Raw genomic sequence first — 13,706 nt, forward strand, 5'->3', positions numbered from 1 at the left:
GCCATACGGGACGCGTCATCCCCGGTCACCGTCGACCGGGCAGCCCGGACACGGAATTCGGGGGTCCCTCCGGTGCCCCGACACGTACGGTGGTGGGGCAACTACATGTCATCCACGGCTGGGAGGGCGCGCGATGGCGGGCGCTCCGGAGCAGATCGGCTTACGCCTCAAAGCGGCTCGCCAGCAGCGGGGTTGGAGTCAGCCCCGGTTGGTCAGCGAGTTGCGCCGGCGCGCTCAGTCGAGTGGGCAGGCCCTACCGGCCGACGCGAGCGTCAAGCGGAGGTTGGCGAGTTGGGAGAACGGGCACAGCGTGCCGGACGAGTTCTACGGTCTGCTGCTCGCGGGCGCCCTGGACCTCGGTGCGGCTGAGCTCGGCTTGTCTCCGAGCGGAGTACGAGACGGCTCGCTCCTGGAGACTCGGTATCCGCCATCCCCCGAAGCGGCGATCTCCACGGTGGACCAACTCTGGCGCGCCGACCTTCACGGATACGAGCCCCTTCTCAACGCCGCGCCCTCCGAACCGGCATGGAGCGACGCCTCGTTGCGCTGGTTGGTCGCCCCCGAACCGGCTCCGCTGACCGCCGAAGGCCGCACCGGGGCGCGGGTTGGCCTCACCGACGTGGCCGTGATCAAGTCCACGGGCGACACCTTCGCCATGCTGGACGACCGGTTCGGCGGCGAACACGCCCGGCACGCGGTGGTGCAGTACCTCAGCCACGACGTTGCCCCGCTCCTTCACGGTCGCTACGCAGACAACGTCGGCCGGGCGCTGTTCTCCACCGTCGCCGAGGTCACGCTCCTCAGCGCATGGATGTCCTACGACGCAGGCCAACACGGCCTCGCACAGCGCTACTTCCTCCAGGCACTCCGTTTCGCCCAGGACAGCGGGGACCGCCGGCTCGCCGGGAGCATCCTGTCCGCGATGAGCCACCAGGCCACCTTCCTCGGACACTTCACCCAAGCCGCGACGCTCGCTCGTGCCGCTCGCATGGGCATCTCGGGCGTGGCAACACCGACGCTCATGGCCCAGTTCCACGCCATGGAAGCCCGCGCACTGGCCCGCACCGGCGACCGGCACGCCTGCGAACTCGCCCTGGCCGAGGCCGCACGGCACCTCGACCGCCGCAACGACGGCGACGAACCCGAGTGGATCACCTACTTCGACGAGGCCGAACTCGCCGCCGAGGCTGCCCACTGCTTCCGCGACGTCAACAGCGCTCGGCAGGCTGTCGAGCACGCGCGCAACGCCATGAGCGGCAGCCACGTCCGATCCGACTTCTTCGCAACCATGGTGCTGGCTGACGCGCACCTTCGGGCCGGCGAGTTGGAGGAGGCATGCCGCGTCACGCTGGACGCTCTGGACCTGGGCGAGCAACTGAGGTCGGCCCGGTGTGTCAGCTACCTCGCCGAGTTCCGTACCGCCTTGGCTCCGCACGCCAAGAGCACGGCCGTACGCGAGTTGCACGACCAGGCAGCGGAGCACCGACTGTGGCTTGCCACGAGTGGGGGACAGGCTCGGCAATGAGCTGGTCCCTGTGGCTGTGTCCAGACACCTCGATCAAGGAGAGAATCCCGGCATGGTGATGGCCCGGCGCTGGTACTCCTCCTCGCCCGTCGTAGACGGGCATCCGCTCCTCGACGTGCCGGGCTTCTGGCCGGCTCACCTGGCGGACCTGTCCGACGGTTTCCCACCGGAAGCATTCGGCTCGGACGCAGGTGACGCGGGCGCCATGCTGGACCGGCTCCATCACCCGTCGGCCTGGCCGGTGTTCACGATCCCCTTGATCGGCGGCTTCACGATCGTCGTGCACTACAACAGCGGGGAGGAATTCACCACCACCGACTACTTCCTCACGCATCCTCGCTGGGGTCACGACCTGGTCCTGGCCAGTGACGATCAGGACCGAATAGGACCGGGACTGTGCTGGCCCGAGCTTGCCGCACTTCTTGCGCCGCCGCCCGGCGTGGCCGGTGTCACCGATCCCCACGCCAGGCTCCTCCTCCTTCTCCCGGCCCTGGGTGACGCTGCGGCCACGGACGGCGCCGTGGGGGCTGTGGTCCAGGCCCTGATCGGTCAGGGGGCTCCGGAGGCGAGCGAGCCGCTGGCCAGGCAACTGCTTCAGGGGCATCCCATGTGGGGAGCGCAGGACTGGTCGTTCGACGTCGACGAACGCAGCTGGAGGTGCGAAGGAGACCACAGCCCTCGCAAAGTGCCCTTGGGTCGCCACCTGCCCGAGCAGGAGCGGGACGCTCTCGCAGCGATTCTCGCCCCAGCCGAACGTTCAAGCAGGACCTGAAATGGCGGCTGTAAGCGCACTTGCGGGGCTGCTGGAGACAGCAACGCAGGTCGAGCACCGCTATCTATCTCTCACCCAAGCTGCACTACCGTTCCTTGCTCGGGGCTAGCGTAGGTGTCCCAGCAATAGCCCCGGACCGTAGCGGTATTCGTCACGCCTCTTCGCGGTGCGAATCGCTGGACGTCGTCAGTCAGAACACCCCCCAGTCGCGCCGGCTGCCGTTCGTCCGGATGGCCTCCACCCGTCGTACGAACTCCTCGGCCGCTCGCGGCTCGGCCGCCGCCTTCCCGCCCATCCACAGCGTCATCATCAGCTCACGCACGTCGGCCAGAACCGGATAGCCGGGCCAGTTCATCAGGTCGAAGCCGTAGTGATGGACGAAGGACTCGTACTGCTCGCGCGTGTGCCAGCCGTAGCGGTCGTAGTAGATAGCGGTGAGGATCAGGTCCCACTCGCGCGGAGCCAGGGCAAAACCGTCGAGGTCGATCAGCACAGCTTGACCGGAACGGTCACGAAGGATGTTGCCGATGTTCGCGTCTCCGTGGATCAGCCCGAACGGCAACACGAAGTCGAGCCGACCGTAGTCCTTCTCCAGGCGGTCAGCACGCTCAGCGAGGAACTTGACGTCCTCGGGCTGAACGCCCGCGCCCAGGCCCCGCAGCGACGCGCGTACCTTCGCGAAGGGATCGAAGTACGGCAACTCCAGTGACTCCGGCTCCTCAAGCCAGTGCAGCCGCTTCAGCAGATCGGCGAGTTCCGTGACGCTCGCGTACTCCTCGTCGTCCTGGACGCTCTCCCAAAAGGTGACCACGCGCCCGCCTACGACAAGCGGCTGCGCAACATCGAGCACCACCCTGTTGGCGGGAAACTCCTCCACCGCCAGCCACCGCGCCACACGGACCGCCCGCTCCATCTCGCCGAGGGCGTCAGGGTCGGCCGCGATACGTACGATCACGCGCAGGTCGGGTAAGTCGTAGACCGCGTTGGAACCGAGCCGGACCAATCGCGCCCCCTCCGCGTCCAACCCGGCCGTAACACAGGCTTCTTCGAGTACCGCGAGGGTTGCCTCCGCGGTGAAGCCCGCGGCCCCGCCATCTGCCATGCCATCGCCAGAGCCGCCACTCGCCATGCAACCGACCATACGGCCCGCCTCCCGTGCATGACAGGCGCTTGACGTCGTAGGGACGTAATGATCACGCCCCCGCGCGCCACCGGAATCGACTGCTGTCCAGCTCAGCGACATGCAAAGGACAGCATCTCCCCCAGCCTCCGGAGCCGTGTGCGCAGGTTCGAATCCTGCCGGGGGCACCGCAGTTCAGGTGCCGAAAAGACCCTCTGATCTGGCCGAACGGCCGATCAGAGGGTCTGTCGCTTTGTGCAACCGCATGCCGCGGAAAGCAGCCTTGGGACCAGCGCTGTGGGCTGTTTGTGGGATGGCACCTTCCGGGCTTTCGAGACATATACGGACACAGCGAAGGCCCCGAGGGTAAGTCCCGGGGCCCCTCGTGATGACGATGATCACTCGTATTCGCGGAGGAGTTTCTCAATTCGCGTATGGGCGACGGCTTGTCGGCCGTGGAGGCACTTGGCGTAGCGGGCGAGCAGCACCTCGACGCTGTTTCCAGCACGTGCGGTGACCTCGGTCGGATCACGACCGGCGTTCAGCCAGGTGGACAGTGCGGAGTGGCGCAGATCGTAGGGGCGTCTCGCCAAGGGGCTCTTGACCAGCTCCGCCGGCAGCCCGAACCCCCGGGCCATGGACCACACACGCCAATACGCCGTGGAGCCCACCACGTTGCCGCGTTCAGTGAAGAACAGCCGGCCGTCGTCCGCCGTCCCGAAGGTGTCGATGGACTGCTGCCAGATCTCCACGAGCTGCGGGGGAAGGAGACCCGGACGTCCTCGGCTGCCCGGTTCTTCAGGCCGCGGTCGTCGTGCGCCTCGCCGGTGCCGGTCCACTCTTGCCGACCACGGGCCGGGTGCGGTGCACCATCCTCGCTTGGGCAAAAGGCAGCCGGCCGGCGCGCCCCCTACGGCCTCGGCAGGCCGAAGGAGGGCGTAGTACATGCCCGCGAACATGCCCCCCGGACGCCGCCCCCGAGCGCGGCGACAGCCCCGATATAGGAGACGGAATCGATCAGGTTGGCCGCTTGGCGGGGGTTGGCCACCACCCGGGGGCCGACAGTCTCGACAGTGATCGGCCTTCGCGACGCAATGCCCGACCGGGTTCTTCGGCAGGTCACCGGTCTCCACCGCGTAGTTCAGAGCGTTGACGAAGACCTTCCTCTTCGCCGTCTCGGCCGCGGCGGGCCCGCCGTCGAGCTTGAACTTCATGGCATTCAGGACCGACCGCACAACCGCGGCTGCTGCAGCTCGGCCAGGGGAGGCGAGGTCCGCTCGACTCAGTCCGGCACCACGCGCGTCTGCGGCGGCAACTCTCGCCTGGCCGGTCCCGGCAGGACGAACGCGAAGTCGCGCAGCGCGCGCTGCGACGCCTCGTCGGCCGGACGGCTGGGTTGCTTGGGCGCCAGCGCCTTGGTGGCAGCGGTCAGTGGGAAACACCCACCACAACGCACGCATCCTCCTCGGCCGCCCCGAGGAGGTCGCCCGGGCGGTCGGCCGGCTGCTGTCGGAGGGGCCCGGACGGTGCGGCCAGATCGTGCGCGCCAACGGCGGCACGTTCCGATCGGAGCACACGGCCGCCCCACTGGCCCCCTCTCCCGCCCCGCTTGACGGCGACCAAGTCGAGAAACCGTCGAGAAACCTTGGTCGGCATGCAACGCCGAGACCACGCGCCTTCGTACAAGGGGTGTCCGGCCGGCCGGAGCCGAAGCGAAAGGTGTGTGTGTCTGTGAAGGGTGTTGTCGAGCGAGATCGTGAGTTCACCGAGTTCGTCGTGAGGCAGCGCGCCTCGCTCGTGCGTGTCGCGACGTTCCTGCTGGGTGGTGACCACGCCCAGGCGGAGGACGTGGTGCAGACCGCGTTGACGCGCGTGTACCTGCGATGGCCGAGGCTGCGTTCCGACAGCGTGGCGGCTTACGCCCGGCGCTGCGTAGTGAACGCGGCGATAGACGACCGGCGGAGTCTGTTCCGCCGCCGGGAACGGGTGTCCGCCCAGCTGCCGGAGGTCGCGGCAGTCGACGCCCAGTACCGCGACGGGGCACCGCTGATGGCGCTGCTGGCCAGGCTGCCCGAACGGATGCGGGCGGCGATCGTGCTGCGCTGCGTCGAAGGGCTCAGCACGGCCGAGGCCGCCGCGGCGATGGGCTGTAGCGAGGGCAACGTCAAGAGCCAGACCGCCCGCGGCCTGGAACGCCTGCGCGAGATGTACCCGAAGCACGCCCACGACTTCGTGTGACGAGGAAGACCGAAGGATTGAGGAGAGAAGTCATGCGTGACATGGCAGAGATGCTGAGCGAACTGCGGGTTGCCGACGCTTCGGGGGCGGAGCCGGTCGACCCGGCCGTCGTCGAGGCGGACGTCGCCCGCGGGCGACGGGCGCTGGTCGGCCGGCGGCGCCGGCTCGTGGGTTCCGGTGTGATCGCAGTGGCCGCCACGGCCGTCATGGCGGTGGCTGTGCCGATGGGAGGCGAGTCGGGCTCCGGCACGCAGTCCGGGGCCCAGTCCACGGCGGCGGGGCGACCGACGTCGGTGACGGTGGAACTGGCCTCGTACCACGGCGCCCAGCCGGCGGGCTTCGAGGTCCGCACCGTTCCGCAGGGCTGGAAGGTGGTCTCGTCCACGCCGTACGCCTTCCTGGCCGTCCCGCCCGGGACGGACACGAGCACCATCGTCGCCCGCGGGACAACCGCACAGGTGGCCTTCGACCGCGGGATCGCCGTGACGCTGACGGGAGATGCGCAGTTCCCCGCGAACGAGCGGCCCGAGAAGGTGAACATCGACGGGCGGGCCGGGAAGCTGGGCGTCACGCAGGACAAGCAGGCCATGTGGCTGATGTGGTACGACGCCGCCGGGCACCGGCTCCAGGTGCAGGTCCCGGACCGGCTCGGGCTGACGAAGCAGCAGATCGTCACCTTCGCGGACGGCGTCACCGCCACCGACAAGGCGACCGCGGGCAAGGGGTGATGGCGTTGCCGTACCCCAGGGGCCCGGACGCCGACGCGTCCGCCGAAGACCAGGACGACGCCGCTCCCCAGGAGTGACCGGGAGTGGGGTCGATAGCCCCAGGTGAATGACAGGTGGGCCGTGTTGCCCGGTCGCGGGACGACCGGGCGACACGGCCCGTTCGGCGGCGCCGGTGAGGGCCCATGCCGCAGCCGTCCCGTGTCATCGGTGCGGTCAGTGCCTTCGGTGCCGTCAGTGCCGTCGGTGCCCGCGACCCGGGCTCACGCATTGGCCGACCTCACAGAATCCGCGGCATGGGCCGCAAGCCCGCCCGGGTCCACCAGACCGGGGCGACCGCGATCCGGCGGGGGGTGACTCGTCGTTTCAGCCGGCGCTCTCGATGCGGGCGAGGGCCTTGTCGGAGATCCGGTGCAGTGTGCGGAGTTCGTCCGGGTCCAGGACGTCGATGAACAGGTCCAGCACCCGGGCCACGTGTCCGGGTGCCGCCTCTGCCAAGTAGGCGTAGCCGGCTTGGGTCAGGATCGCTTGCGTGTACCGCCCGTTGTGCGGGTCGGGCTCGCGGCGCACGAACCCGCGCTTCTCGAGCCGGCCGACCATGTGGGACAGGCGGGACAGTTCCGTGTTGGCCAAGTCCGCGAGCTCGCTCATTCTCGTACGGCGCTCGGGCTGCTCGGACAGGTGCGCCAGCACGTGGTACTCGATGAAGCTGAGCTTGGAGTCCTGCTGGAGCTGCGACTCCAGCGCCGCCGGCAGTCGCTGGAGGAGTTTCACGAACCCGCGCCACGCCGTCAGCTCGTCACCGGTGAGCCAGCGTGACCCGGAGCCCTCTGGCTCCCCTGGAACAGACATGTGCGCAGTCTACTGAGAGACATTGACTTGAATCTTCATGTAAGGCGGGCTAGGGTTTCACTTGAACATTCAAGCGTGACCGGATCGGAAGGACCGTCCATGAGCAACTTGAAGCTCGCCGTCATCCTCGGCAGCACCCGCCCCGGCCGTAACGGCGAAGCGGTGGCGAACTGGGTGCTGACCAAGGCCAAGGAACGCGCCCATGCCGACTACGAACTGATCGACCTGCTCGACTACCCGCTGCCGCATCTGGACGAGGCCGTGCCCGCGAGCCGGGGCGTATACGCGGGCGAGCACACGAAGGCCTGGTCCACCAAGATCAAGGAGTTCGACGGGTACGTCTTCGTCACCCCGGAGTACAACCACTCCACCTCGGGTGTGCTGAAGAACGCCATCGACTACCTCTACGCCGAGTGGAACAACAAGGCCGCTGCCTTCGTGTCGTACGGCTCGCTCGGCGGAGCGCGGGCGATCGAGCACCTGCGGGCGATCGCGAGCGAACTGCAACTGGCCCACGTACGCCAGCAGCTGAGCTTCTCGCTGCTCACCGACTTCGAGAACTTCTCGGTGTTCAAGCCCTCCCCGACACACGACGACGCCGCATCCGTCCTGTTCGACCAGCTGGAGTCCTGGGCCCGCGCACTCACGTCCGTCCGAAGCTGAGCCCCGATGCGGCTCTGCGGTCTTGAGGAGCACTTCGTCACCACCGACGTGGTCGAGGCGTGGAAGCGGCGCGACCCCCGACTCGCCGAACCGATGATGAAGTGGGCCGTCGCCAGTGACATCACGTCGGCTTTGCCGGACCTCGACAGCGAACGCATCGCCGCGATCGACGACGCCGGAATCGACGTGTCGGTGCTGTCCCTCACGACGCCGGGGCCGCAGAACCTCGACACGGCGGAGGCGGTTGCCGTGCGGACGCCCACGAACGACGCGATCGCCGCCTCCGCTCCGTCGGCCGCAGCCGCCGAACCGCGGCGCGCGGTCACCGAACCGGGGCTCAACGGCACGCTGGTCAACGCGAACTCCGATGGCCGGGCTCTGGACGCGCCGGAATTCTGGGACGTCCACGAGGCTGCCGAGGATCTGCGCGCGCCCGTCTACGCGCACCCCAACGTTCCGTTCCCGGCTGTCACCAAGGCCTACTTCCGCGGTTTTCGGCACGCCGGTGGACGACATGCCGGCCACCGGCGCGTTCGGCCGGCACTACGACACCGGGCCGACCGTGCTCCGGATGATCATCGCCGGCGTCTTCGACCGGTTCCCCGGGCTGCAGCTCGTCCTGGGGCACCGGGGCGAGGTCGTGCTGTTCGCCGACGCGGGCGGGGGGTCGGCCCTCATGCGGCAGCTCGCCCGGCACCTGCCCGGGACGGAATAGACCGTCCTCAAAGGAACCGTGGGCGCGACCTGCGCCCACCCGGAGAAGGACGGCGCGAGCCACTGGGCGGCGAGCGCCCGTGCCGACCCCGCCGGCTCCGAACACGAGTCAGTCACCCCGGAACACCCAGCGAGGACACGTATGAATGCTGCAGCCGATCCTGCCGTTGCCTACGACCGGTTCATGGTCGAGCAGGCTCCCGCCAGTCGCGGTCAGCGTCCCTGGACGCCGGCCGAGGGCCCGATGCCCGCGCTCTACCTCAGCCATGGCTCTCCGGCGCTGTTCGAGGACGCGGTCTGGATGAGCGAGCTGTTCGGCTGGTCCCAGGCGCTGCCCAAGCCGACCGCGATCCTGATCGTCAGCGCGCACTGGGAATCCGCGCCGCTCAGCCTGTCGGCGACGCGCCCGGCCACACCGTTGGTCTACGACTTCGGGGGCTTCGCCGACCGGTACTTCCGGATGACCTACGCAACACCGGACGCCGGCGAACTGGCCGCCCGGGTCGCGGCCTCGATGCCGGACAGCGAACCGGTCCACCAGCACACCATCCGCGGCCTGGACCACGGTGCGTGGGTCCCGTTGAAGACCATGTACCCCTACGGCGACGTCCCGGTCCTGCAGATGTCCCTGCCCACCCACTCCCCCGCCCGGCTGATGGCCATCGGCCGCCGGCTGCGGGGCCTGCGGGAGGAGGGCGTGCTCGTGGTCGGGTCGGGCTACATGACGCACGGGGTTCCCTTTCTCACCCGGGACCAGTTCGTGCACAACGTCGTTCCGTCCTGGTCCGCCGACTTCGACGCCTGGGCGGCCGACGCCCTCACCCGTGGCGACGTCGACACCTTGGCCGACTACCGCAGCCTCGCCCCCGCGGTGCACTTCGCGCACCCCACCGTCGAGCACTACACGCCGATGTTCGTCACCCTCGGAGCCGCGACCGCCGCCGGAGCACCCGTACGGACGACGATCGAGGGCTATCGGTTCGGCCTGTCCAAGCGATCCTTCCAAGTCGCTTGATGCCAGGTGCGGCTATGCCGCTCCGCGCGGCATGAGGGCTTCTTCGGCGGCCTTGGCCCGGCCCTCGTCCCCTCGACTCGGTTCGGCCCCGACGAGGCCATCCCCCTCCGGAAAGGCGCGCGGGAGCTCACTTCACTGCGCGAACGGGCACCGCGACGCGTCCGCACGTGCACGGTCGCGGCCGTCTCCCCCGGGTCCGAATCCGACGGTGCGCCACGTCTCACCTCACCAGCAGCCTTCGAAGGGGCTCCGCCGGACGGCTTCGTCATGTCGTCGTTCGGTGCAAGCCGTCGAGGGCGGTCTCGAAGAGGGGTTGCAGGTAGTCGGGCGATTCGTTGACCTTGGCGATGGCGACGATCAGGTCGAAGACCTGCTCCAGCGTGAGGTCGTCGCGGATCTGTCCTGATTCCTGGGCCGCGGCCAGCAGGGGACGACCCACTTCGATGGCTCGGCCACGGTGGCTGGTGATGCCGTCCCGGTCGGTGTGCTCCAGCAGTTCAGAAATGATCAGCCGTTTGTGCGGAATGAACGCGATCTGCAGACGAAGCCAGGCGATGAGAGCCGACGCGGGGGTCTGGCCAGGCTCGATCGTTGCCGCGGCGCAGATCTGATCGACCTCGTCTGCGTAGAGCGCTTCCAGGAGTTCCTGCCGGCCGGGAAAGTTGCGGTACAGGGTGGCCATACCCACCCCGGCGCGACGGGCGATCTCCGCCATGGAGATGTCGGGGACAGGATCGGCGAACGCCTCCCGGGCCGCGTCGAGGATCTTGTCGCGATTGCGTTCCGCGGCTGCCCGCCGCCTGGGGAACGCCGTGTTGCCCGCCTCCATGAACTCCTCCACGCGTGCTCTTCGTGTTCGGGTACGCCAGCCAGGGCCCGCACCTCCCAAGTGGACAGCCTATCCGGTATCGCCCTACGCTTAGCGGACAGGCTATCCGGAAACTTCGAGGAGCAGAGCCATGCCCAGCCGATCACACCCCTTCCCAGACGCCGGCGCATCCGCGCCGTCAGAGGCGGGTCCCTCACACGGGGTGGCCAAGCGCGGTGTGGCGCTCGCGGCCGTCGCGGCCGTGGCGTGCGTGGCGCAGTTCATGGTGGTGCTGGACTCGTCCATCGTGAACGTGGCCCTGCCGGCCATGAAGTCGGACCTGGGCCTGTCGCCCTCCGCCCAGCAGTGGGTGGTCAACGGCTACCTGGTCGCTTTCGGCGGTCTGCTGCTCTTCGCCGCGCGTGCCAGTGACCTGTTCGGACGCCGCCGTGTCTTCCAGATCGGTCTGGTCGTCTTCTCGGTGGCGTCCCTCGCCGGCGGCCTGGCGCAGGACGGCTGGATGCTGCTGGCGGCCCGGGTGGTGCAGGGCTCGGGAGCGGCGGCGCTCGCACCGTCAAGCCTGAGCCTGATCACTGCCAGCCACAGCGAGCTCGCTCAGCGCACCCGCGCCATGACGTGGTGGGGCGTTGCCGCCTCCAGCGCCGGGGCGGCCGGCATCGTGGTCGGCGGACTGCTGGCGTCGGTGAGCTGGCGGTGGGTGATGCTGGTCAACGTGCCCATCGGCGTCGGCCTGCTGATCGCGAGCCTGACGTGCCTGGCACCGACCGCGACCGGACAACGGCGCTCCCCGATCGACCTTCCCGGCGCGATCACCGTGACGCTGTCGGCCGCGGCACTCGTCTACGGTGTCTCGGCCGCACCTGACGCGGGCTGGGGAGCGGCCCGCGTGATCGTCGCGCTCGTGGCCGGTGCGCTCCTGCTCGCGGCGTTCGTGTCCATCGAGCGACGCACCAGTGAGCCGCTGGTCCCGTTGGGGATCTTCTCCATCGCCAACGTGCGCATGGGCAACGTCCTCACGCTGTGCATGGGCGCCGTCCTCACCGCACCGCTGTTTTTCCTCTCGCTGTATCTGCAACAGGTTCTGGGACAGGGCGCCGCGCGCGCCGGACTGTCCCTGCTCCCCATGGTCGCGGTCATCAGCATCGGAGTACTGCTGTCCCAGAAGCTGATCCCCCTCGTCGGAGCCCGCCGCCTGGTGGTGACAGGCGGGACCATCGCCGCCGCGGGCCTGGTGTGGGTGGCGCAGCTTCCCGCCCACTCCGACTACGTCGCCCACGTTCTGCTGCCCACCGTGGTCGTCGGTGCGGGCACCAGCCTGACGATGATGCCCGCGATCGTCGCATCGACCAGCGGCATCGACCCCCGCAACGCCGGCGTCGCCTCCGGGCTGATCAACATGTGCCGTCAACTCGGCGCGGCCCTCGGCCTGGCCGTCCTCGTCACCATCGCCGCCACCGTCACCAGCCACAGCACCAGCACCAGCACCAGCAGCGGCAACTCGGCCGTCGTGGACGGCTACCGCGTCGCCTTCTACGCGCTCGCCGCCCTCAGCCTCGTCACCGCCGCCCTGGCCCTGCGGCTCAAGCCCGCCCCGGGCACCGCGGCCGCGACGAACCCGGCGGCCGCCGACTGAGCCATACCGCCACCACGGTGGAGACCCTGTTCACCCGGCCCCCACCCCATGGCCCCGCCTCAATCCCCGCACCAGTCAGAAGGAAGCAACCCGTGCCTGTCAACGCCCCCTGCGGACCCATCGTGGGAATCACGCGCGAGGCCCACACCGCCTACCTCGGTGTCCCCTACGCCCGCGCCCCTTACCCCAGCCACGCCTTCGACACCCCCCAGCCGCGCGAGACGTTCACCACCTGCTTCGAGGCGACACGTCCCGGCCCCAGCCCCGCTCACCCCCACGTCGGCCAGGAACTCTTTCCCGACCCCGTCGTCGCGGGCGATGAAGCCCTCAACCTCAACGTCTACGCCCCGTCCCACGGCGACGGGCCCTTCCCGGTGATCGTGTGGCTCTACGGGGGCGGCTTCTTCACCGGCAGCAACGCCAGCCCCTGGTACGACGGAGCCTCCTTCGCCCGCGACGGCGTCGTCTTCGTCGTCCCCAACTACCGTGTCGCCGCTGAAGGGTTCATGATCCTCGACGACCTGGTCGCCAACCGCGCACTGCTCGACATCACCGCCGCCCTGGCCTGGGTACGCGACAACATCGCCGCCTTCGGCGGCGACCCCGCCAACGTCACCCTGGCTGGACAGTCCGCCGGCGCAACGGCCGCCCTCGCACTGACCGGTGCCCCAGCGGCTCGCGGCCTGTTCCGTCGCCTGGTCGTCATGAGCGCCGGGACTCCTCTGCTCACGCCGCTGGAGCGTATGCGGCAGCTCTCCGCCGACTTCGCGGACCAGCTCGGCATACCGCAGACCCGACAGGCCATCTCCGCCACGCCGACCCAGCGCCGCATGGAACTCGAACAAGCCTGGCTGCCCGGAGAAGTGCGGGCGCTTGCCGAGAGCGTCGACGACCGCGCCCGCCAGGCCGGCCGGGACGCACTGCGCTGGCAGCCCACCCTGGACGGCGACGTCGTCACCACCACACCCGAACAAGCACTCTCTGACCCCGGCGCGGTGGAGGCCCTGCTGATCGGCACCACCACACAGGAATGGAACTTCATCCTCGGCGACCTCACCACCGCTCCCAGCACCGACGCCAGCCTGAAGGGCATGGCCAACCTCGGCCTCACCGCCGACGACCTCGACACCTACCTCGGCCGGCTCGGCAGCAAGAATCCGGGCCACGCACTCGCCCAGGCGTTGAGCGACCGCACTTTCCGGCGCCCCGCTCGCCGCATTGCCGACACCGCCGCCAAAGCCGGCATCCCCACCTACACCTACCAGTCCGCCTGGCCCGTTCCCCTCTTCGGCGCCGCCCACTGCGCCGACCTTCCCTTCGTCTTCGACCACCTGGACGCACCCCAGGCCCCCGAGCTACTGGGACCAGACGCTCCCCAGCACATGGCCGAGCGCATGCACACAGCCCTCATCCGCTTCGCACACGGCGACAATCCGGGCTGGAGCGCCTACACCGTCGACGAGCGCCGCACCATGGTCTTCGACCACGATTCCTACGAATGCTCCGACGGCCTCGCCAAGACCCCCAACAACTTCAGGAAGTTCACCTGATCTTCCTCGTTCACGCTGGTCAGATCCCTGTTCTCGAAGTGTTCCCGCCTGGCGCACTGTCAGGTCGGAC

At 69.1% G+C, this 13,706-nt stretch carries 14 protein-coding genes; 9 read left to right on the forward strand and 5 right to left on the reverse strand.

Annotation, left to right across the window (positions count from 1 at the left end; all coding sequences use genetic code 11):
- The first annotated feature begins 133 nt into the window (after positions 1-133).
- On the forward strand, positions 134-1,525 hold the full coding sequence (locus OG896_RS11030; RefSeq protein ID WP_329364563.1) for a helix-turn-helix domain-containing protein: 1,392 nt from the start codon (positions 134-136) through the stop codon (positions 1,523-1,525).
- A 52-nt stretch (positions 1,526-1,577) separates the two neighbouring features.
- A complete protein-coding gene (locus OG896_RS11035) occupies positions 1,578-2,297 on the forward strand; it encodes a hypothetical protein (RefSeq protein ID WP_329364565.1) in 720 nt (239 codons plus the stop codon).
- Between the two features lie 190 nt (positions 2,298-2,487).
- Here the strand turns inward: OG896_RS11035 and OG896_RS11040 are convergent, their stop codons facing one another.
- The 3 genes from OG896_RS11040 to OG896_RS11050 form a co-directional block, all read right to left on the reverse strand.
- Positions 2,488-3,426, reverse strand: coding sequence for a phosphotransferase family protein (locus OG896_RS11040; RefSeq protein WP_329364567.1), 939 nt, complete (start codon positions 3,424-3,426; stop codon positions 2,488-2,490).
- Positions 3,427-3,815: 389 nt separating this feature from the next.
- Positions 3,816-4,169, reverse strand: a complete 354-nt coding sequence (locus OG896_RS11045) for a hypothetical protein (protein WP_329364568.1) — start codon at positions 4,167-4,169, stop codon at positions 3,816-3,818.
- 530 nt (positions 4,170-4,699) lie between these two features.
- Positions 4,700-4,873: a hypothetical protein gene (locus OG896_RS11050; RefSeq protein WP_329364570.1), complete on the reverse strand. Its 174-nt coding sequence runs from the start codon at positions 4,871-4,873 to the stop codon at positions 4,700-4,702.
- A gap of 275 nt (positions 4,874-5,148) precedes the next feature.
- On the opposite strand from OG896_RS11050, the gene OG896_RS11055 reads away from it, so the two are divergent.
- The gene (locus tag OG896_RS11055) at positions 5,149-5,655 is read left to right on the forward strand and encodes a sigma-70 family RNA polymerase sigma factor (RefSeq protein WP_329364571.1); all 507 of its coding nucleotides are present in this window, start codon (positions 5,149-5,151) and stop codon (positions 5,653-5,655) included.
- Between the two features lie 32 nt (positions 5,656-5,687).
- Entirely contained in the window at positions 5,688-6,383 is a 696-nt protein-coding gene (locus OG896_RS11060) for a hypothetical protein (RefSeq protein ID WP_329364572.1), read from the forward strand.
- A 363-nt stretch (positions 6,384-6,746) separates the two neighbouring features.
- Here the strand turns inward: OG896_RS11060 and OG896_RS11065 are convergent, their stop codons facing one another.
- Complete coding sequence (locus tag OG896_RS11065) at positions 6,747-7,232, reverse strand: MarR family winged helix-turn-helix transcriptional regulator (RefSeq protein ID WP_329364574.1); 486 nt, start codon at positions 7,230-7,232, stop codon at positions 6,747-6,749.
- 99 nt (positions 7,233-7,331) lie between these two features.
- Between OG896_RS11065 and OG896_RS11070 the strand changes: the two genes are divergently transcribed.
- From OG896_RS11070 to OG896_RS11080, 3 genes are all read left to right on the forward strand, one after another.
- Positions 7,332-7,895: an NADPH-dependent FMN reductase gene (locus tag OG896_RS11070; RefSeq protein WP_329364576.1), complete on the forward strand. Its 564-nt coding sequence runs from the start codon at positions 7,332-7,334 to the stop codon at positions 7,893-7,895.
- Between the two features lie 505 nt (positions 7,896-8,400).
- Entirely contained in the window at positions 8,401-8,610 is a 210-nt protein-coding gene (locus OG896_RS11075; RefSeq protein ID WP_329364578.1) for a hypothetical protein, read from the forward strand.
- 183 nt (positions 8,611-8,793) lie between these two features.
- Complete coding sequence (locus OG896_RS11080) at positions 8,794-9,624, forward strand: dioxygenase family protein (RefSeq protein ID WP_329364580.1); 831 nt, start codon at positions 8,794-8,796, stop codon at positions 9,622-9,624.
- 265 nt (positions 9,625-9,889) lie between these two features.
- Here OG896_RS11080 and OG896_RS11085 read toward each other — a convergent pair whose 3' ends face one another.
- Positions 9,890-10,465: a TetR/AcrR family transcriptional regulator gene (locus OG896_RS11085; RefSeq protein ID WP_329364582.1), complete on the reverse strand. Its 576-nt coding sequence runs from the start codon at positions 10,463-10,465 to the stop codon at positions 9,890-9,892.
- A 190-nt stretch (positions 10,466-10,655) separates the two neighbouring features.
- Here OG896_RS11085 and OG896_RS11090 point away from each other — a divergent pair, with 190 nt between their 5' ends.
- Together OG896_RS11090 and OG896_RS11095 are read left to right on the forward strand one after the other, a co-directional pair.
- Positions 10,656-12,086 (forward strand): MFS transporter, encoded by a 1,431-nt coding sequence (locus tag OG896_RS11090; protein ID WP_329364584.1) that lies wholly within the window; start codon positions 10,656-10,658, stop codon positions 12,084-12,086.
- A gap of 92 nt (positions 12,087-12,178) precedes the next feature.
- The gene (locus OG896_RS11095; RefSeq protein WP_329364586.1) at positions 12,179-13,636 is read left to right on the forward strand and encodes a carboxylesterase/lipase family protein; all 1,458 of its coding nucleotides are present in this window, start codon (positions 12,179-12,181) and stop codon (positions 13,634-13,636) included.
- Positions 13,637-13,706: the final 70 nt, after the last annotated feature.

The organism is Streptomyces sp. NBC_00669, from assembly GCF_036226785.1.
Lineage (GTDB): Bacteria > Actinomycetota > Actinomycetes > Streptomycetales > Streptomycetaceae > Actinacidiphila.

What these genes read in the sequence shown, in the direction of transcription:
- OG896_RS11030 (WP_329364563.1), top strand. Translation starts at nt 134, where the DNA reads ATGGCGGGCGCTCCGGAGCAGATCGGCTTACGCCTCAAAGCGGCTCGC.
- OG896_RS11035 (WP_329364565.1), top strand. Translation starts at nt 1,578, where the DNA reads ATGGTGATGGCCCGGCGCTGGTACTCCTCCTCGCCCGTCGTAGACGGG.
- OG896_RS11040 (WP_329364567.1), bottom strand. Translation starts at nt 3,426, where the DNA reads ATGGCGAGTGGCGGCTCTGGCGATGGCATGGCAGATGGCGGGGCCGCG.
- OG896_RS11060 (WP_329364572.1), top strand. Translation starts at nt 5,688, where the DNA reads ATGCGTGACATGGCAGAGATGCTGAGCGAACTGCGGGTTGCCGACGCT.
- OG896_RS11065 (WP_329364574.1), bottom strand. Translation starts at nt 7,232, where the DNA reads ATGTCTGTTCCAGGGGAGCCAGAGGGCTCCGGGTCACGCTGGCTCACC.
- OG896_RS11070 (WP_329364576.1), top strand. Translation starts at nt 7,332, where the DNA reads ATGAGCAACTTGAAGCTCGCCGTCATCCTCGGCAGCACCCGCCCCGGC.
- OG896_RS11080 (WP_329364580.1), top strand. Translation starts at nt 8,794, where the DNA reads ATGGTCGAGCAGGCTCCCGCCAGTCGCGGTCAGCGTCCCTGGACGCCG.